This is a genomic window from Micromonospora sp. NPDC005367 (genome assembly GCF_040606825.1).
Lineage (GTDB): Bacteria > Actinomycetota > Actinomycetes > Mycobacteriales > Micromonosporaceae > Micromonospora.
Genome location: NZ_JBEXFP010000009.1, coordinates 85,140 through 103,860 on the forward strand (window position 1 = coordinate 85,140; position 18,721 = coordinate 103,860).

At 73.5% G+C, this 18,721-nt stretch carries 14 protein-coding genes; 7 read left to right on the plus strand and 7 right to left on the minus strand.

The window, feature by feature from the left end; translation table 11 throughout:
* Positions 1–69: 69 nt before the first annotated feature.
* A complete protein-coding gene (locus ABZS42_RS09305; RefSeq protein WP_355143442.1) occupies positions 70–1,215 on the minus strand; it encodes a site-2 protease family protein in 1,146 nt (381 codons plus the stop codon).
* Positions 1,216–1,516: 301 nt separating this feature from the next.
* On the opposite strand from ABZS42_RS09305, the gene ABZS42_RS09310 reads away from it, so the two are divergent.
* Positions 1,517–3,616 (plus strand): prolyl oligopeptidase family serine peptidase, encoded by a 2,100-nt coding sequence (locus ABZS42_RS09310; protein ID WP_355143443.1) that lies wholly within the window; start codon positions 1,517–1,519, stop codon positions 3,614–3,616.
* Between the two features lie 90 nt (positions 3,617–3,706).
* On the opposite strand, the gene ABZS42_RS09315 is transcribed toward ABZS42_RS09310, so the two are convergent.
* Entirely contained in the window at positions 3,707–4,561 is an 855-nt protein-coding gene (locus ABZS42_RS09315) for an alpha/beta fold hydrolase (protein ID WP_355143444.1), read from the minus strand.
* 111 nt (positions 4,562–4,672) lie between these two features.
* Positions 4,673–5,392: a TetR/AcrR family transcriptional regulator gene (locus ABZS42_RS09320; RefSeq protein WP_355143445.1), complete on the minus strand. Its 720-nt coding sequence runs from the start codon at positions 5,390–5,392 to the stop codon at positions 4,673–4,675.
* 108 nt (positions 5,393–5,500) lie between these two features.
* Between ABZS42_RS09320 and ABZS42_RS09325 the strand changes: the two genes are divergently transcribed.
* The 5 genes from ABZS42_RS09325 to ABZS42_RS09345 all read left to right on the plus strand — a co-directional run bounded on the left by ABZS42_RS09325 (position 5,501) and on the right by ABZS42_RS09345 (position 10,558).
* Complete coding sequence (locus tag ABZS42_RS09325; RefSeq protein ID WP_355143446.1) at positions 5,501–6,967, plus strand: MFS transporter; 1,467 nt, start codon at positions 5,501–5,503, stop codon at positions 6,965–6,967.
* Between the two features lie 106 nt (positions 6,968–7,073).
* Positions 7,074–7,973 (plus strand): ABC transporter ATP-binding protein, encoded by a 900-nt coding sequence (locus tag ABZS42_RS09330; protein WP_355143447.1) that lies wholly within the window; start codon positions 7,074–7,076, stop codon positions 7,971–7,973.
* 2 nt (positions 7,974–7,975) lie between these two features.
* Positions 7,976–8,776, plus strand: coding sequence for an ABC transporter permease (locus ABZS42_RS09335; protein WP_355143448.1), 801 nt, complete (start codon positions 7,976–7,978; stop codon positions 8,774–8,776).
* Positions 8,777–8,804: 28 nt separating this feature from the next.
* Positions 8,805–9,938, plus strand: coding sequence for a sensor histidine kinase (locus tag ABZS42_RS09340; RefSeq protein ID WP_355143449.1), 1,134 nt, complete (start codon positions 8,805–8,807; stop codon positions 9,936–9,938).
* Positions 9,935–10,558 (plus strand): response regulator transcription factor, encoded by a 624-nt coding sequence (locus ABZS42_RS09345; RefSeq protein ID WP_355143450.1) that lies wholly within the window; start codon positions 9,935–9,937, stop codon positions 10,556–10,558. The genes ABZS42_RS09340 and ABZS42_RS09345 overlap by 4 nt, the downstream gene beginning before the upstream one ends.
* 67 nt (positions 10,559–10,625) lie before the next feature.
* On the opposite strand, the gene ABZS42_RS09350 is transcribed toward ABZS42_RS09345, so the two are convergent.
* From ABZS42_RS09350 to ABZS42_RS09365, 4 genes are all read right to left on the minus strand, one after another.
* The gene (locus ABZS42_RS09350) at positions 10,626–11,534 is read right to left on the minus strand and encodes a L,D-transpeptidase (protein WP_355143451.1); all 909 of its coding nucleotides are present in this window, start codon (positions 11,532–11,534) and stop codon (positions 10,626–10,628) included.
* Positions 11,535–11,924: 390 nt separating this feature from the next.
* Complete coding sequence (gene serS, locus ABZS42_RS09355) at positions 11,925–13,211, minus strand: serine--tRNA ligase (RefSeq protein WP_355143452.1); 1,287 nt, start codon at positions 13,209–13,211, stop codon at positions 11,925–11,927.
* 101 nt (positions 13,212–13,312) lie between these two features.
* Complete coding sequence (locus tag ABZS42_RS09360; protein WP_355143516.1) at positions 13,313–14,389, minus strand: MerR family transcriptional regulator; 1,077 nt, start codon at positions 14,387–14,389, stop codon at positions 13,313–13,315.
* Positions 14,390–14,436: 47 nt separating this feature from the next.
* Positions 14,437–15,630, minus strand: a complete 1,194-nt coding sequence (locus ABZS42_RS09365; RefSeq protein ID WP_355143453.1) for a saccharopine dehydrogenase NADP-binding domain-containing protein — start codon at positions 15,628–15,630, stop codon at positions 14,437–14,439.
* A 178-nt stretch (positions 15,631–15,808) separates the two neighbouring features.
* Here ABZS42_RS09365 and ABZS42_RS09370 point away from each other — a divergent pair, with 178 nt between their 5' ends.
* Positions 15,809–18,718: a LuxR C-terminal-related transcriptional regulator gene (locus tag ABZS42_RS09370; RefSeq protein WP_355143454.1), complete on the plus strand. Its 2,910-nt coding sequence runs from the start codon at positions 15,809–15,811 to the stop codon at positions 18,716–18,718.
* Positions 18,719–18,721 lie beyond the last annotated feature (3 nt).

Sequence of the window (18,721 nt, forward strand, 5' to 3'; positions counted from 1 at the left end):
TCGGGACTGGGGGTGACGCTGCGCGGGCTGCTTACCGACCCGGCAAGGTGACACCGCCGCAGGCCCGGGTCACCGATGGTCGCCGGCCATCTGGTCGCGCAGGCTGCCCCGCTGCACCGCCCGGCTGATGTCGCTGGGCGAGACGATGCCGACCAGCTGACCCTCGGTCACCACCAGCGCGCGTCCGTCGGCGCACTGGTTGAGCCGGGGCAGCAGCTCGTTCAACTGCTCGTCCGGCTTGGCGAGCACCAGCTGCTCCTCCCGGCAGGCCACCTCGGCCAGCGTGGTCGCCGACCGGCGCTCCGGCGGTATCCCGCGTACGCGGTCCAGGGTGACCAGCCCGATCGGCCGCCCCCCGTCCTCGGTGAGCGGTAGCGCCGAGTGCCGGTACGCGAAGAGGTACCGGTCGACGAAATCGGCGACCGTCATGTCCGCCGACGCGGTCTGCGGCTGCGCTGTCATCACGTCGCCCACCCGGACCCCTTGCAGGGCACTGCCCATCCGGGCCTGCCGTTCCTCCATCGCGGCGGCACCGATCAGGAACCAGCCGATCAGCGCGAGCCAGAGCCCGCCGAACCCGACGCCGGCCAGGAACTGCCAGAGGCCCAGGCCGATGAGCAGCGCTCCGAACACCCAGCCGGCGCGGGCGGCCACCACCGTCGCCTTGGTCCGGTCGCCGGTCCACCGCCAGACTCCCGCGCGCAGCAACCGTCCGCCGTCGAGCGGAGCCGCCGGCAGCACGTTGAAGACCGCCAGCAGGATGTTGATGCCGGCCAGCCAGGCCAGCACACCGAGCGCGAGCCCGCGGTACCCGACCTGGGCGAGGATGATGGCGAACGCGCCGAAGACGAGCCCGATGCAGAAGCTCACCAGCGGGCCGATCCCGGCGATGCGTAGTTCCGCTCCCGGATCCTTCGCCTCGCCGCGCAGCTCGGCCACCCCGCCGAAGAGCCACAGCGTGATGCCGCCTACCTCCAGCCCGTTGCGTTTGGCGATGATCGCGTGGGAGACCTCGTGGGCCAGCAGTCCGACGAAGAACACCACCGCCGCGACCAGCCCGGCCAGCACGTACAGGATCACCGGCCGGTCGGGGTACGAGCGGGGGAACTGGCTCGCCGCCAGGCCCCACCAGATCAACGCGAAGATGACCAGGACGCTCCAGTTGACCCCGATGGGTACGCCCGCGACCCGCCCGAGCCGAAAACTCGCCCTCATGGGCGAGTGATACCCGTGCAGCGTCCCGCCATGCCAGGGGCAGGAGTCACCGATTGGACGCTGTGACTGCTCGAACCCGTCACCTGAACGGCATCGAGAAGATCGTCCCGTCGGCTGCGCCAGTGTGGCTCGTGCTACGGAACGACCAGGCGGTCCGCTTCTGGCCGGGCGCTCCGGTTCACGTCCGACCGGGTCGCCGTGCGGGCGGCGAGTCGCCCGGGTTGTGGTGCGCACCGCGTGCGTCGTCATGCCAACAGGTACCGGCGACGGAGCCGGCTCGCCTGTCGGGGATAGTTGCGTAATGACGGCCCGGATCGATGAGGATGATGACCCGTACCTCTGGTTGGAGGACCTCGACGGGGCGGAAGCTGCCCGGTGGGTGCGGGATCGCAACGCCGAGACCCTCGCCACGCTGACCGGTGCCGAGCGGTTCGCCACGCTGCGGGCCGAGATCCGGCAGGTGCTCGACGCCGAGGACCGGATTCCCTACCCGGGCTGGCGCGGCGATCGCTTCTACTACACCTTCTGGCGGGACGCCGCGCATCCGCGCGGGCTCTGGCGTCGCACCACCCTCGACCAGTACCGACGGCGGAAGCCGGAGTGGGACGTCCTGCTCGACGTCGACGCGTTGGCCGCCGAGGAGGGGGAGAGCTGGGTCTGGGGCGGGGTGACGGTGCTGCGGCCCGGATACCAGCGCTGCCTGATCAGCCTGTCCCGGGGTGGCGCCGACGCGACGGTGATCCGCGAGTTCGATCTGGACCGCCGCGAGTTCGTGCCCGGCGGTTTCACCCTTCCCGAGGCGAAGAATGACGCCGGCTGGATCGACAGGGACCACATCTACGTGGCCACCGACTTCGGGCCCGGTTCGCTGACCACCTCCGGGTACCCGCGGGTCGTCAAACGCTGGCGACGGGGCACGCCGCTGGCCGAGGCCGAGGTCGTCTACGAGGCCCAGGCCGATGACGTCGCCGTCTACGCCTCGCACGATCCGACGCCGGGGTTCGTGCGTGACTTCGTGGGCCGCAGCCTGGACTTCTACCGAACGGAGAACTTCCTGCTGACGGAGGCGGGGGAGCGGGTCCGGATTCCGGTTCCGGAGGACGCCTCGTGGGACGTACACCGGGAGTGGTTGGTGATCCGGCTCCGCTCGCCGTGGCAGGTCGGTGCGGTGCCCCATCCCGCCGGCGCCCTGCTGGCGACCCGGTTCGACGCGTTCCTCGCCGGCGAGCGGGAGCTGACAACACTGTTCCGTCCCGACGAACGCACCGCCCTGAGTTACCACGTCTGGACCCGCAACCATCTGATCATTGCCACCCTCGTGGACGTGCGGAGCCGGTTGACGGTGCTGACACCCGGTGAGACCGGGTGGCGGCGGGAGCCGCTCGCGGGAGTGCCCGCAGATGAGCACAGCCGGCTCGTGGAGACCGACCCGGACCTGGGCGACGACTATCTGCTCGCCTCGGAGGGGTTCCTCCGGCCGGCGACGCTGCGACTCGGTCGGGTCGGTGGCCCGGTCGAGGTACTCAAGCGGGAGCCGGCGTCCTTCAACGCCGCAGACCTGGCGGTACGTCAGTGCTTCGCCACGTCCGCCGACGGCACCCGGGTGCCGTACTTCGTGGTGGGCCGCGAGCCCACATCCCCCGGGCCGGCCCTCCTCACCGGCTACGGCGGATACGAGATTCCCCTGACGCCGGACTACGACGGAGCCGTCGGCCGGGGCTGGCTGGCCCGCGGCGGCACCTATGTGGTGGCGAACATCCGCGGCGGCGGCGAGTACGGCCCGCGATGGCATCACGCCGCGATGCGGGAGAACCGGCCGAGGGCGTACGAGGACTTCGCGGCGGTGGCGTCCGACCTGGTCGCGCAGGGGATCACCACGCCGGCGCAGCTCGGCATCGAGGGCGGCAGCAACGGTGGCCTGCTGATGGGTGTGATGCTCACCCGCTACCCGGCGCTCTTCGGTGCGGTCGTCGCTCAGGTGCCCGTGCTGGACATGCGCCGCTATCACCGGCTGCTCGCCGGCGCCTCGTGGATGGCCGAGTACGGCGACCCGGACCGCGAGGAGGACTGGTCCTACCTGCGGGCGTTCTCGCCGTACCACAACATTCGCGGCGGGGCGGCGTATCCGCCGGTCCTGCTGGTCACCTCGACTCGGGACGACCGGGTGCATCCGGGGCACGCCCGGAAGATGGCGGCCCGGCTGCGCGAGCGCGGCCACGACGTCTCCTACTACGAGAACATCGAGGGTGGGCACGGCGGCGGCGCCGACAACGGACAGCACGCGTTCATCTGGGCGCTCGCGTTCGAGTTCCTCTGGCAGCGGCTGACTCCGCGGCCGGAGGGCGTCGTACCGCGGCAGCCGGCTCGACCCGACGAGCCGGAGCGGATCGCTGGTCGGTGAGCGCGCGGGGGTGACCTGGACGGACTTCCTCGCCCAGACCGGGCAGCGGTGGCCGCCGGCCGGTCGGCGTCCCCTCGGACGACAGTGCCCTCAGCGGCGCGGGCTCTCGCTCGCGATGGTCTCGTCCCGGGGGATGGCGGCCGCCTCCAGCGCCCAGTTCAGCGCGTAGTCGGCGACCTCCTCCCAGCCGTCCTGGCCCACGGTGAAGTGCGACCGGCCGGGAAACGGGTGGTACGCGGTCAGCGCCCGGGACTTCGTGTAGAGCGCGGCGTTGCTGCGTACGACTCCCGGCGGGACGACGTGGTCGGCGCCCCCGGCGATCAGCAGCAGGGGAGCCCGGTCGTCGCGGCGGGTGTACACCTCGGCGGCCGAGTTCGGGTCGAGGTTGGCGAAGGCGCCCTCGAAGAGCACGTGCCCGGCGCCGGGGACCGCGTAGCGCTGCCAGGCGCGGTCGGAGTCGGCGCGGTTCATGGTGTTGCCGAACGCGTAGTGGAAGTCGTCCTGGGTGAACGGGACGGCCCGGTGCCGGTTCGCCGGGTTGCGCAGGATCGAGAACCCGGAGCGCAGGGTGCTGAGCGGCAGCTTGGCCACGCCTTTGATGGGCGCGGGGTGGACGCCGACCGCGGCCGCCCCGCGCTTCCGGTCGACGAGGATCTGGGTGATCAGGCCACCGAACGAGTGCCCGATGATGATCGGTGGCCGGGGGAGGCCCCGGATGATCTGCTCGTAGTGGTCGACGATGTCGGCGATCCGCTGCTTCGCGATCGGCGTGGGGTCGTCGCGTAGCTGTTCGACCTCCCCCTCCATGCCGGGCCAGGAGGGGGCGAGTACCCGCAGGCCGCGCGCCTCGTAACGCGCGACCCACTGTTCCCAGCTCCGTGAGGTCATCCACAGCCCGTGAATCAGTACGACGGTGTCCACGTTTCCCTGTGGCGCGCTGCCCATCGGCGTCCCTCCCCGGTCGCGACGTGCGGACCCCGGCGGTTACCCGGTTGGCGCGCCGAGATTCCTCCAGCTGGTCCGGCGCCGCGTAGCCCCGCAGCCCGCAGCCCGCGCTCAGGGGGAGGTGGCGTAGCGGGCGACGCCCTGCACCAGCAGGTCGAGACCGAACGCGAAGCGCTCGTCCCCGCCGCCGGCCATCAGCTCGTCGAGGTGGGCGAGCGTGTGCGGGAAGCGGTCGGCCGGCAGGCTCCGGTAGTACTCGCGCAGCTGCCCGAGCATCCCCGTCCAGTACCCCTCGAGGTCCTTGCCGGAGGCGCGGACCTTCTCGCCGAAGAGCGCCCCCTCGTACGCATCCCCCGCGATGTAGAGGAAGAGCCGGTCCAGGAACCAGGCCGCCGGCTGGGGCGGCACCCCGCCCGCGAGCAGGATGGCCAGCATCCCCTCGGTCACCCGCAGCGCGTTCGGCCCCGTGGGGATGGTGGCCAGGGAGGCCAGCGCCAGGTTGGTGTGGGCCGCGTAGACGCGGTACGCCTGCCAGGCCACTTCCTTGATCTGGTCCGGCCAGTGTTGCGGGTCCGGTTCGGGAATGGTGATGGCGGCGCTCACCCGGTCCAGCATCAGCTCCAGCAGCTCGTCCTTGCCGGAGACGTGCGCGTAGAGCGAGGCCGGGCCGGTGCCCAGCTCCTGCGCCACCCGCCGCATGCTCAGCCCGCCCAGCCCCTCCCGTCCGAGAACTGCCAGGGCGGCGTCCACGACGGCCTGCTGGCTCAACGGCCGGCGCGCCGGTCGGCTGCGGGCGGGCGTACGCCAGGGCGGGTCGGGCAGATCGCTCACGGTCACCTCCGGATCGGGACTCGGACATCCTACTTGCCGACGAACTCCGTTCGCTGGTAGAACGGTGTTCGTTAACGAACGCCGTTCGCAGCAGCCCGAGGAGTTCTGATGTCCCAGGCCACCGTCGACGCGGCGGGCACCGCCCCGCCCTCCGTCGCCGAGCCCCAGCCGTACCGCTGGCGCTGGCTCGCCCTCGCCGTCATCCTCGCCGCGGAGGTCATGGACCTCCTCGATGCTCTCGTCACCAACCTCGCCGGGCCCGCGATCCGCGCCGAACTGGGCGGTTCGGCGAGCCTGATCCAGTGGCTCGGCGCCGGCTACACCCTGGCCATGGCGATCGGCCTGATCACCGGCGGACGCCTCGGCGACCTCTACGGGCGGCGCCGGATGTTCCTGGTCGGGGTGGCCGGCTTCACCGTCGCCTCGGCGTTCTGTGCCCTCTCCGTCGCCCCCGGAATGCTGGTCGGCTCCCGGGTCGCGCAGGGCCTGTTCGGCGCGGTCCTCCTCCCGCAGGGTCTCGGCATCATCAAGGAGGTCTTCCCGCCCCGGGAGCTGGCCGCCGCGTTCGGCGCGTTCGGCCCGGTCATGGGGATCTCCGCGGTCGGCGGCCCGATCCTCGCGGGGTGGCTGGTCGACGCCGATCTCTGGGGCACCGGCTGGCGGGCCATCTTCCTGATCAACGTGCCGCTCGGCCTGCTCGCGCTGCTCGGTGCGCTGCGCTTCCTGCCGGAATCCCGTCCGGCGCACGCGTCCCGGCTCGACCTGCCCGGCGTCGGGCTGGTGGCGATCGGCGCGGTGCTGCTGGTCTACCCGCTGGTGCAGGGCCGCGAACAGGGCTGGCCGGGCTGGATGTACGCGATGCTCGTCGCCGCCGTCGCCGTCTTCGCCTACTTCGCCCGCTACCAGGTACGCCGGCAGCGGGCCGGGCGGGATCCGCTCGTGGTGCCGACGCTGTTCCGCCGCCGCGCGTTCACCGGTGGTCTCGTCGCCGGGCTGGCCTTCTTCACCGCACTCACCGGGTTCTCGCTGGTGTTCAGCCTCTACCTCCAGCTCGGAATCGGGTACTCGCCGCTGAAGGCCGGGCTGGCCGCCGTACCGCAGGCGCTCGGCATGGTGGCCGCCTTCGTGATCGCGGGCGCCGGACTGGCCCGCCGGTTCGGTCGTACGCTCATCCACGCCGGCCTGGTCGTGGTGCTGGCCGGTGTCGGCGGGATGCTGCTGACCCTGCGGCTCGCCGGTCCGGAGGTCACCCCCTGGCGGCTGGTACCGGCGCTGCTCGTGATCGGATTCGGGATGGGCCTGGTGATGTCCCCGTTCTTCGACATCGTGCTCTCGGGAGTGGAGCCGGCCGAGACCGGCTCGGCCTCCGGCACGCTCACCGCCGTCCAGCAACTCGGCGGCGCGCTGGGGGTGGCGGTGCTCGGCACGGTCTTCTTCGCCCAGCTGCCGGACGGCGGCGCCGGCTCCGCGGTCCGGGCCACGCTCTGGGTGGAGGCGGCGCTCCTCGCGGCCACCGTCGTCGCCGCGTTCCTGCTGCCCAGGCAGGCCCGTGGCGCGGGACCGGGACAGCACTGATCAACCGGTGGGGGCGCACCGCCGCCCCCACCCCTGACAAATGTCACGGCGGGAACGTGACGCGCGCTCGGGGTACGAAGCGCCCGGTCGAAAGAGCATGGTTGCCATGACGAGCACTGAACCGGCCGTGCAGCTGAGCGGCCTCACCAAGACCTTCGGCGCGGTCACCGCGGTGGACGGGCTGAGCCTGCGGGTGGACCCCGGCGAGGTGGTCGCCTTCCTCGGCCCGAACGGCGCCGGCAAGACCACGACCATCGACATGCTGCTCGGCCTGGCCCGTCCGACCGCCGGTTCGGTGCGGATCCTCGGGGGCAGCCCGGCGGACGCGATCGCGTGCGGCCGGGTCGCCGCGGTGCTCCAGACCGGCGGGCTGCTCAAGGACCTGACCGTCGGCGAGACGGTACGGCTGACCGCCAACCTCTACCGGCACAGCCGCCCCGCCGAGGAGGTGTTGGAGCGCGCCGGAATCACCGACATCGCCGACCGGGTGGTGGGCAAGTGCTCCGGCGGCCAGCAGCAGCGGCTCCGCTTCGCCCTCGCCCTGCTGCCCGACCCGGACCTGATGGTGCTGGACGAGCCGACGACCGGGATGGACGTCGAGGGGCGGCGCGAGTTCTGGCAGGCGCTGCGGCGCGACGCCCGGTCCGGACGGACCGTCATCTTCGCCACCCACTACCTGGACGAGGCCGACGCGTACGCAGACCGGATCGTGCTGGTCCGGCAGGGACGGATCGTGGCCGACGGCACCACCGCCGAGATCAAGAACCTGGCCGCCGGTCGCCTCGTGCGGGCCACCCTCCCCGGCGCCGACCAGGCCGCGCTCGCCGCGCTGCCCGGCGTCGACGCGGTGGAGGTGCGCGGCGACAGCGTGCTCGTGCGTACCGCCGACTCCGACCTGGTCGCCCGGCACCTGCTCACCCGGACCGAGGCCCGGGACGTGGAGATCACCTCCCGCAACCTCGAAGACGCCTTCCTCGCCCTCACCACCGACCAGGCCGGAGTCTGACGATGACCACCTCGCTGAGCGCCACCACCGACCGCGTCACCCCCGACCGGCGTCCCCCCGCCCTGGGCGGGTTCTCCCCGGCTGTGCTCCGCATCGAGCTGCGCCGGGTGCTGCGCAACCGCCGCACCCTCGCGTTCACCCTGATCATGCCGGCCGTCTTCTTCCTCATCTTCGGCCTGCCACAGCGTGGGCAGCAGCTTCCCAACGGCTACGCGGTGACCGCGTACATCATGGTCAGCCTCGCCGTCTACGCCGCCATGGTCGCGACCACCAGCATCGGTGCCGCGGTCGCCACCGAGCGGGCGCTGGGTTGGAGCCGCCAGTTGCGGCTCACCCCGCTGCGCCCGACCGCGTACGTCGCCACCAAGGTCGTCACCGCGATGGGCCTCGGCCTCATCGCGGTCTGCGTCGAGTTCGTCGTCGGCGCGGCCTCCGGCGTACGGCTCTCGGCCGACGTCTGGCTGCTGACCGGCCTCGGGGCGTGGCTCGGCTCGCTGGTTTTCGCCGCGTTCGGTCTCTTCGTCGGCTACCTCTTCCCGGCGGAGAACGCCATGCAGTTCATCGGCCCGATCCTCGCCGTGCTGGCGATGTTCGGTGGGCTCTTCGTCCCGCTCGAGGTGCTGCCCGAGGTGCTCCAGGACGTCGCGCGGTTCACCCCGGTGTACGGCGTCGGTGAACTCGCCCGCGCTCCGCTGACCGGCGACGGCGTCAGCCTGGCGGCGTTGGCCAACCTGGTCGTGTGGACGGTCCTCTTCGCGCTCGGCGCGACCCGGCTGTTCCGCCGGGACACCGCACGCGTCTGAACGGAAAGCGACCGCTAGCGTGGGCCCGATGGACGTTCCGAAGGGCCAGCCCCTGCCGGTGAGCCGCAAGTGGCGGCTCACCGGCTGGTTGCTGGCCGCGGTCTGGCTCTTCTTCCTCAACCAGCCGCTGGGTACGGCACTGGGGCAGGCGGAGCCGTGGCGCAAGTGGCTCGGGGTCGGCTCGTTGGCCGCCTTCGGCGTGGCGTACGTGCTGCTCTTCGAGTGGGCGCGGTCGCACCGGCAGACCGGTCGACCGACCCCGCCCGGCCGGGCCGGCGTCCTGCTGCTGGGTCTGCTCCTCCTCGGCCTGGTCAGCATTCCCGGCACCGGGCGGGACTGGATGACCACGCTGGTCTTCGTCGCCACCGGGGCGGTCTTCCTGCTCCCCGGGGCGTGGGCGCTGGTCGTCGTGGCCCTCGCCGCGCTGACGCCGCTGGTGGCGGGATATCTGCTGCCCGACTGGTCGGGCGTGAGCGGGGTCTTCTTCGCCGTGCTGCTCGCCTCGTTCGCCATGTTCGGCGTGTCCGCGCTGGCCCAGCGCAACGGCGAGCTGCGGGCGGCGCAGCAGGAGATCAGCCGCCTGGCGGTGGCCGAGGAGCGGGCACGGACCGCGCGGGACCTGCACGACATCCTCGGTCACTCGCTCACCGTGGTGGCGATCAAGGCCGAGCTGGCCGGCCGGCTGGTGGAGGCGGACCCGTCCCGGGCGGCGACGGAGATCGCCGAGGTGGAGCAACTCGCCCGCGCCGCACTCGCCGACGTACGGCGGACCGTCGGGGCGTACCGCGGGGTGCGGCTGGCCGAGGAGGTGGCCGGCGCGCGGTCGGCGCTGATCGCCGCGGGCATCGCCGCCGACCTGCCGGCCGACCTGCCGGAGCTGCCGGCCGAGTGGGACCAGCTCTTCGGGTGGGCGGTACGGGAAGGAGTGACGAACGTGGTGCGGCACAGCGGAGCACACCGATGCACGATCCGGATCAGCCCGGACGCGGTGGAGATCAGCGACGACGGGCGGGGACCGACGTCGGGGGACGCGGCAGGCGGGCACGGTCTGATCGGCCTGCGCGAGCGCGCTCAACGGCTCGACGCGACCGTGAGCGTCGGCCGCCGCCCGCAGGGGCACGGGTTCGTGCTCCGGGTCGGACTCGCGGCGGCTGCCCAGTGACCGAGCCGATAAAGCTGCTGCTCGCCGACGACCAGGCGCTGGTACGGGGGGCGTTGGCGGCGCTGCTCTCCCTCGAACCGGACCTGACCGTGGTCGCCGAGGTGGGCCGAGGCGACGAGGTGGTGGCCGAGGCGCGGCGGACCGGCCCGGACGTGGCGCTGCTCGACGTGGAGATGCCCGGGCTGGACGGGATCGCCGCCACCGCGGCGCTGCGGGCGGCGCTGCCGGCCTGCCGGGTGCTGGTGGTGACCACCTTCGGCCGTCCCGGTTACCTGCGCCGGGCGATGGAGGCCGGTGCGAACGGCTTCGTGGTCAAGGACACGCCGGCGCGCCAGCTCGCCGAGGCGGTCCGTCGGGTGCACGCCGGGCTGCGGGTGGTCGACCCGACGCTGGCGGCCGAGACGCTGGCCACCGGGGCGAGCCCGCTCACTGAGCGGGAGACCGACGTGCTGCGGGCGGCGCGGGACGGCGGGACGGTCGCGGATCTGGCCGGCGCAATGCACCTGTCCGAGGGGACCGTCCGCAACCACCTCTCCGCGGCCATCGGCAAGACCGGCGCCCGCAACCGGGCCGAGGCGGTCCGCATCGCCGAGCAGAACGGTTGGCTGCTCGGCGACTGAGGCGGCGGCCGTGCCCAGCGCCGACCGGCGGCTCAGGCGGTGTACGGGTGTCGGGCCGGTGTCCGGATCACGCGGTGGCCGGCGGTTCGGGCAGCTCCTCGACCACCACCACACTGCTGCCGGGCAGTACCTCGGCGAGCAGTTCGCGCTGGCCGCTGCGGGTGAGCCGGATGCATCCGTTGGTGGTGTTCTCGCCCAGCTCGCCGTCGTGATACCAGGTGTGCAGGCCGATGTGCGCGTTGCGCAGGCTTTCCGGCACCGCGTCCGGGTCGTCGGGGATCGAGCCGAGGGCGTAGATGTCGACGCCGCCGTACACGTCCTGCGGCGGCGGCGTGCGGCCGAGGATGAAGGTCCGGCCCAGCGGCGTCTCCTGACCGCGTTGGCCGAGGCTGACCTCCCAGGTGCGTACCGCCTTGCCGGCCCGGTACCAGGTGAGCCGGTGCACGCCGCGCTCCACCACGATCTGGTCCCGCAGCGGGACGGTGGTGTAGCCGCCGGGTGGAAGCCAGGCGAGCTTCCGGTTGGCCGAGGGAAGCAGGACGGCCGTCCAGCCCGACTGCCGGTCGGCGATCGGCATGGTCACGTCGACGCTGCTGATGGTCGGTGCGAGGAAGGCGATCGGCCGGCCGCCCGGCGCGTCGTACGCGGCGATCTTCCGAGCCGGGCGCAGCCCCTCGGTGAGCGGTGTCGTGTCCATGGTGTCGGGGTCGTCCGGGAACCCGGCCGGCGCGGCGTCGTACGTCACCACCGGTAGTCCCTTCGGGGCCGGCGCGGCGGGAAGCACGCTGGCCTCGGCGCTCTGGTCGACCTCGCTCGGTGTCGAGGTCGGTGCAGGCGTGGCCTGCTTGGCCACCGGTTCCGTTCCGGGGGTCAGCGCCAGGCCGGTGAGCAGGGCGGTGACCAGGAGCGCCGGTACGCCGACACCGGCGGCCACCCAGCCGCGGCGCCCCGGGGAGATCATTCGGTCAAACGGCACAAAGTTACTGTACCGGTGACTAACCCCTCACCAGGTCGGATACCTCAAATCTGCTGAACACCTCGATGTGAGTCCTCGCGGCCGACACCACCCCGGCCGAACCCGGTCCGGGCCGGAGTTTCTCTCCGGCAACCGGTGATCCGGTCACGACAACCATGAAGTCGGGGCATCCGCAGGCCCCGGACAGCCCGACACCAGGGAACCCGAGTCGATCAAGCTCCGGGGTGCCCCCTCGCCGACATCGTCCGGACGATCCACTCGTGGGTCGATCTGAATTCGAGGTCCCCCGGGGTCCGGAAGCCCGGGCTCGCCGGGACCGGCGGGTCGACCTCCGCGTGGGGCGCGTCGGCGGGAGCCGGTGGTCCCGGCTCCCGCCGACAGCGGCGTGGGTCAGCGGCCCGGCGTGAGGCGGTCGACGCCCAGACGGTCGCGCAGCACCTCGGGCACCAGCACCGAGCCGTCGGGCTGCTGGAACTGCTCGAGGATGGCCGGGAAGAGGCGGCTGGTGGCCAGCGACGACCCGTTGAGCGTGTGCACGAACCGGGTCTGCTTTCCGCCCGGCTCGCGATAGCGGATGGCCGCCCGGCGCGCCTGGTAGTCGCCGGCCCAGGAGACCGACGACACCTCCTTGTACTTGTCCATGCTCGGCATCCACACCTCGATGTCGAGGGTCTTGCGCATGGACGCGCTGGCGTCGCCGGCCGACAGCAGGCTGCGCTGGTAGTGCAGGCCCAGCTTCTCGACCAGACCCTCGGCGTGGGTGACCATCTCCTCCAGCGCCGCGTCCGCCTGCTCCGGCAGCGTGAACTGGAAGATCTCCACCTTGTTGAACTGGTGGCCCCGCACGGTGCCGCGCTCGTCGGAGTGTGAACCGGCCGCCTCCCGGCGGTAGCACGGCGTGTACGCGAACCGCTTCAGCGGCAGCGCCGTGGTGTCCAGGATCTCGTCCTGGTACGCGCCGAGGATCGCCGTCTCCGAGGTGGGCAGCAGGAACTGGCCCCGGGGCGCGCTCTCCCGGTCGAGGTGGTAGACGTCGTCGTAGAACTTCGGGAACTGCCCGGCGGCGAAGCCGGCCGTGTCGAGCAGCAGGTGCGGCGGCAGCAGGAACTCGTAGCCGGCCTTGACGTTCTCGTCGATGAGGAAGTTCAGCAGGGCCCACTCCAACCGGGCGCCCATGCCGGTGTACATCCAGAAGCCGGAACCGCCGAGCTTCACGCCCCGCTCGTGGTCGACCAGGCCGAGCATCCGGGACAGCTCCACGTGGTCGCGGACCTTTTCGATCACCGGTGCCGTGCCGAAGGTCTTGACGACCTGGTTGGCCTCCTTGCCGCCCGCCACCACGTCATCGGCGGGCAGGTTGGGCAGCTCGCTCATCGCGGTGCGCAGCCGGCCCTGCACCTCGTCCAGCTCGGACTCCAGCTCGGAGAGCTGCTTGCGGCCGGCCTCGGGCGCGACGACCTCCGGCTCCCGGCCGGCCCGCTTCGCCTCCGCGTACGCCCGGGCCTCTGCCTTGCGGCGCTGCCGGTCGGCGTCGATCTCGCCGATCAGGGCGCGGCGTTCCTGGTCGAGCCGCTGGATCTCGTCCAGCGCCCGATTGACCTCGGCGGGATCCAGACGCTTCGCCAGCGCGGTCGCCACCGCCTCGCGATCCTTCCGGATCAACTCCATGTCGAGCATGCTGCTCCGTACGCCTCCGTCCGGCAGTCGGGTGGACCCCCAGATGCTACCGTCGCAGCCCGCCGCTCCCGGGCCGGGGAGCGCGGCCGGGCGAGGCTGCGTCAGAGACGGATCGGCATCAGGATCGAGAACGCGTCGTCGTCGCCGGGGCGGCGTACGGCCAGCGGGGCGATCGGTCCGTCCAGCTCCAGCACCAGCTGCGGCTCAACGGCCGCGTCCAGCGCGTCGAGCAGGTAGCCGCCGTTCACCCCGACCCGCAGCCCGCCGCCCGGGGCGGCCTCGCCCGGTTCGAGCAGGCGCAGCCAACCCGTGTCGTCGACGCCGAGCACGGCGACCGCGACCGGGGCGCCGTCGTGTTCCACGGCCACCGTGGGTGCGTCGGGACGGCGTAGCGCGCTGCGCAGCGCGGCGGCGTCCACCGGAATCCGGTACGCCGGGGTGTCGCCGGCGGCCACCCGCAGCAGCCGCTGGTAGTCCGGAAAGTCGTACGGCAGCGGGGCGGCGGTCACCACCCGACCGGCGAACGACACCGACACCGCGGCGCCGTCGACGGTCAGGTGGACCTCCGGGGTGACCCCGGCACCGGTGTCGAGCAGGGCGCGTACCTCGTCGACGAAGCCGCCCGGGGCGACCACCCGCGCCGCCGGTCCGTCCGCCCGGCCGGCACCGGCCCGGGCGAGCGCGAGCCGGTGCCGGTCGGTCGCGACCAGCCGTACGCCGTCCGGCGTCACGTCGAACAGGACGCCGGTGAGCACCGGCAGCTCCGGGTCGGTACCGACGGCGAACCGGACCGCGTCGATGGCCTGCGCCAGTTCGATCCGGGACAGCACGAGACGGGTGGCCATGGCGGGCTCCTCAGGACTGATCAGGGCGCGGATCCGGCAGAGTTCGCGGCGGGCGTCGGCGAGGCCGTCCTCCAGCCGGCGCAGGTGCGCGTCCAGCAGCCGGTGCACGGCGACCGGCTCGGCCCGCACCGCGGCGGCGATGTCGGCGACCGGCATGCCGACCCGGCGCAGCCCGGCCACCAGCCGGGCCGGAGCCACCTGCTCGTCGGTGTACCAGCGGTAGCCGGTCACCGGGTCGACCAGCGCCGGCACCAGCACTCCGGCCGAGTCGTAGAACCGCAGGGCGCTGACGGTGAGCCCACTGGCCCGGGCCAGCTCACCGATGCTGCGCAGGTCGCTCTCCACGGTGACCGATCCTGCCGCCTCAAGCTGGTCGAGGGTCAAGCCGGTCCGGCGTCGGTCTGCTCCAGCACCCGGAACGTGATGCCGGCCCGGGTGAGCCGGGCGAGCAGTGGCTCGCCCATCGCGGTGACCGCGGTGACCTGGCCGGCCACCGGCGGCAGGTCGTCCAGTGCCAGGCAGAGCGCCGACTCGGCGAGCATCTTCGCGGTCTCGTCGTAGCCGGGGTCGCCACCGGCCACCTCGGTGCGTACGCGCCGTCCACCGCCCGTGCCGACGAACCGGACCCGGAACCACGAGCGTGCCCGCTGGTGCGGCGCCGGCCCCTGCCCGGAGGTGAGTCGCCCGAGCAGCCAGCGGCGGGCCGGCGCCAGCCGGACCAGGCCCGCCAGGGCGCCCAGCCCAACCCCCGCGGCCAGCACCGTGGGCAGCCGCTTCACCGCGGCGAAGTTCCGGTAGCGGAAGTCCGGGCCGTACTCGGGGCAGGCCGCAGCCGAGCGGCACACCACCTGCGGGTCGATGGTGGGCAGCGGCACCGCCCACATGTGCAGTTCGGCCGGGCGGGTGAGCCGGCCGCGTACCGCCCGGACCCGGCGGCCCGCCGGCCGTGGCTCCGTGGACCGTCGCTCCCGAGCCACCCGGCCGGCCTGCTCGGCACGGGAGAGGGCGATGAGCGCCGAGTGGTACGTGCCGGCGGAGAAGCGTCCGCCTACCCGGACGAAACCGTCGACGGTGATCGGCACGTCGGCGGGCAGTCGCCGGACGGTGAACCAGGCGCCCAGGTCGTGCGGGAGCGAGTCGAACCCGCAGGCGTGTACGAGACGCGCCCCGGTGCGTACCGCCTCGGCGTGGTGGCGCAGGTACATCAGGTCGACGAACTCCGGCTCGCCGGTGATGTCCAGGTAGTCGGTGCCGGCCGCGGCACACGCGGCGACCAGCGGTTCCCCGTGTCGGATGAACGGTCCGACGGTACTGGCGACGACCCGGGTGCGCTCCGCCAGCGTGCGCAGCGACCCGGGGTCCGTCGTGTCGGCGGTCAGCAGCGTCAGCTCGGCCAGCGCCGGGTCGATCTCGGTGAGGTGGTCGCGCACCGCCGCCAGCCGGTCGGCGTTTCGTCCGGCGAGGGCCCACCGCAGCCCCGCCGGCGCGTGCCGGGCCAGGTATTCGGCGGTCAGCCCGCCGGTGAAGCCGGTCGCCCCGAAGAGCACCACGTCGTACGTCCGCTCGCCGGCCATTCCGCGAGTCTGCCACCCGCTGTCGTGCCGTTAGAGAGGGCTGCCGGAAAGGTTAGGACAAGTCCGTTTCGAGTCTCCGCCCCGGGGGTGACCGGGCTCGCCCCGAAGGGGTGAACGGCCGCCCGCCGGGTAACCGCCCGCCGACCGGGGGTGGAACGCGTCCGTGGGGGTGGGCCGGATGCCGGAGCAGCGAAGCGGCGCACGGGTGGATACCGCGGACGGCGTGCGGCCGCCGCTGCTCGCGTCCCGCCTGACCCCACCCGCGCTGCCCGAGCCGGTGGTGGCCCGGCCCCGGTTGCTGCGCCGCCTCGATGAAGGTGGCGCCGGTCCGGTCACCCTGGTCAGCGCACCCGCCGGCTGGGGCAAGACCACCCTGCTCGCCGCCTGGGCCCGCCTCGCGGGCGGCAGCGCGGGGGAGGGTGCCGAGGTGCGTCCGGACGGCAGCGTCGCCGACGCGGGCCGGCCGGCACCGGCCTGGGTGTCGGTGGAGGCGGGCGACGACGGTGACCGGCTCTGGTCGTACCTGCTGGCGGCGCTGCGAACCAGCGCCGACCCAGGACAGGAGACCGCGCCGATGCCGGCCCGGCCGCCCCGACCCGACCAGCTCGAGTTGCTCGCCGCCGGGCTGGCCGCCAGGGAGCGGCCGATGCTGCTGATCCTCGACGACCTGCACCGGGTCACCGACCCGGCGGCACTGACCGGGCTGGACTTCCTGCTCCGCCACGCCGAGCAGCGGCTGCGCCTGGTCGTCGGGGCGCGGGCCGGGCTGCCGCTGGCCGTGCACCGGCTGCGGCTGGCCGGGGAGCTGACCGAGATCGGCCCGGACGAGCTGGCCTTCACCGACGACGAGGTGGCCGACCTGCTCACCGCGCACGGGGTGACGTTGCCCGGCGTGGCCCTGCACCGGCTGCGGGCGCGGACCGGTGGATGGCCCGCCGCACTCCGGTTCGCCGCGCTGGCGCTGCGCCGGCGTCCCGACCCGACGCGTTGGGTCGAGCAGTTCGGCGGTGACCAGCCGGACGTGGCCGGCTACCTGCACGAGGAGGTGCTCGCCGCGGTCGACCCGGCGGCCCGCGACCTGCTGCGCCGCACCGCGCTCGCCGAGACGGTCTGCGCCGACCTGGCCGACGCTCTCACCGACGGCTCGGACGCCGAGCGGACGCTCGCCGAGCTGGCCGGCGACGGTGGTCTGCTGCACCGCGACGAGAGCCGCCCACCGTGGTACCGCTGCCAGCCCCTACTGACCGATCTGCTCCGCGCGGAGCTGGCCCGGCTGCCCGCCGACGAGCTTCGTGAGCTGCACCTTCGAGCGGCCGGCTGGTACGCCGACAACGGCCGGCCGGTGGAGGGGCTGCGGCACGCGCTCGCCGCCCGGAACTGGGACCTCGCGACCGAGATCTTCGTGGCGCAGTGGCCGGAGCTGGCCCCGTACGACCGGGCCGACTTCGGGGGCTCGCCGCCGCCGCCCCCGCCACCGGAGGCCGTACGCCGCGATCCGGAGCTGGCGCTCGCCTGCGCGGCCGAGCGGGCGTACGCCGGCGATGTGTCGGCGGCCACGGCGCACCTGCACCTCGCGGCCGAGCACGCGAACGCCCTGCCCGCCCCGCGCCGGGACCGCTTCCTCCGGCTGGCCACCGCGGTGGAGCTCACGCTGGCCCGGCTCGCCGACGACCACGCCGAGGTACGCGCCGCAGCCGCCCGCCTGATCCGGCCGCACCCCATGGCGCCCGGACCACGTGACGTGCCCATCGGCCCCGGCAGCGGGCGCGCCCCCGGTTCCGCGCAACGATCGAGTCCTTCGGTGGCCGGGGCGCGCGCCCCGGAACCGCCGGTCGCGCCCGTGGCCGGCGGGCCGCGCGGCAGCGCCACCGAGGACGCCGAGCTTCGTGCGTTCGCCGGCACCGCACTCGGGCTCGTGGAGCTGGCCGAGGGGCAGTTGCCCGCGGCGCGGTTCACCCGGGCGCTGAACGCGGCCCGGGAGGCGGGTCGCCTCCGCACCGAGCTGGTCTGCGCCAGCCGCTCGGCGCTGCTGCTCGCCCTGCGCGGCAGACTACGGGCCGCCGAGGCGTCCGCCCGGGAGGCCCTCGCCATGCCCCCCTGCCAGGGCTGGGCCTGCCGGCTCGACTGCGCGTACGCCCACCTGGCGCTGGCTGTGGTGGCTCTGCACCGGAACCAGCCCGAGGAGGCCGCCGCGAACCTGGCTCTCGCCGGGCCCGCGACCGGCGAGGGGCAGCCGGAGACGACGCCCGGGGCAGGGATCGCAGCCGTGGAGACCACCGCCGTGGCGGTCGCCGCGCTCTGCCGGGCGCAGCTGCTGCACGACCGGGGCGAGGCGGCGGCCGGCCACCGGCTGCTGGCCGAGGCTCGGCACCGGATCGCGGACCGGCCGGCCGCCGTGGAACTGGCGCACCAGCTGCTCGCCGCGAACGCCGACCTGCTCGGTGCCCGGGGTGACCTGGAGGCGGCCCGGGACCTGTTGGCCGGACCGGTGCACGACCAGGTCGAGCCGCTCGCCCCGGTCGCCGTGGCGCTGGCCCGGGTGGAGCTGAGAGCCGGTGACCCGCGGGCCGCCGGTCGGGTGCTGCCGGACTGGACTGCGCCGGCGGCGGAGCAGTGGCCGCTGCCGGTACGCCTGGAGGCGGGCCTGCTCGACGCGGTGCTGGCACGCCAGGGTGGGGACGAGCGCCGAGCCGGCCGGCTGCTGGAGCAGGTGCTCGATCTCGCCGGCCCGGAGGGCGTTCGAAGGGTGTTCACCCGAGCCGACCCGGCCGCGCGGGACCTGCTCGCGGCGCACCTGGACACCGGCACCGCCCACTGGTCGATGGTCAGTGACCTGGTGCGGGGTGCGGACGAGCCGGCCGAGCGGGGGCCGGTCGAGCCCGGCTCGACGCTGGACGAGCCGCTCACCGAGCGGGAGCTGACCATCCTGCGTTACCTGCAGAGCATCCTGTCCAACGTGGAGATCGCCAGCGAGCTGTCACTCTCGGTCAACACGGTGAAGACCCACGTGCGCAACATCTACCGCAAACTCGACGCGACCCGCCGGCGTGAGGCGGTCCGGCGGGCGCGTGAGCTGCGGCTGATCTGAGCG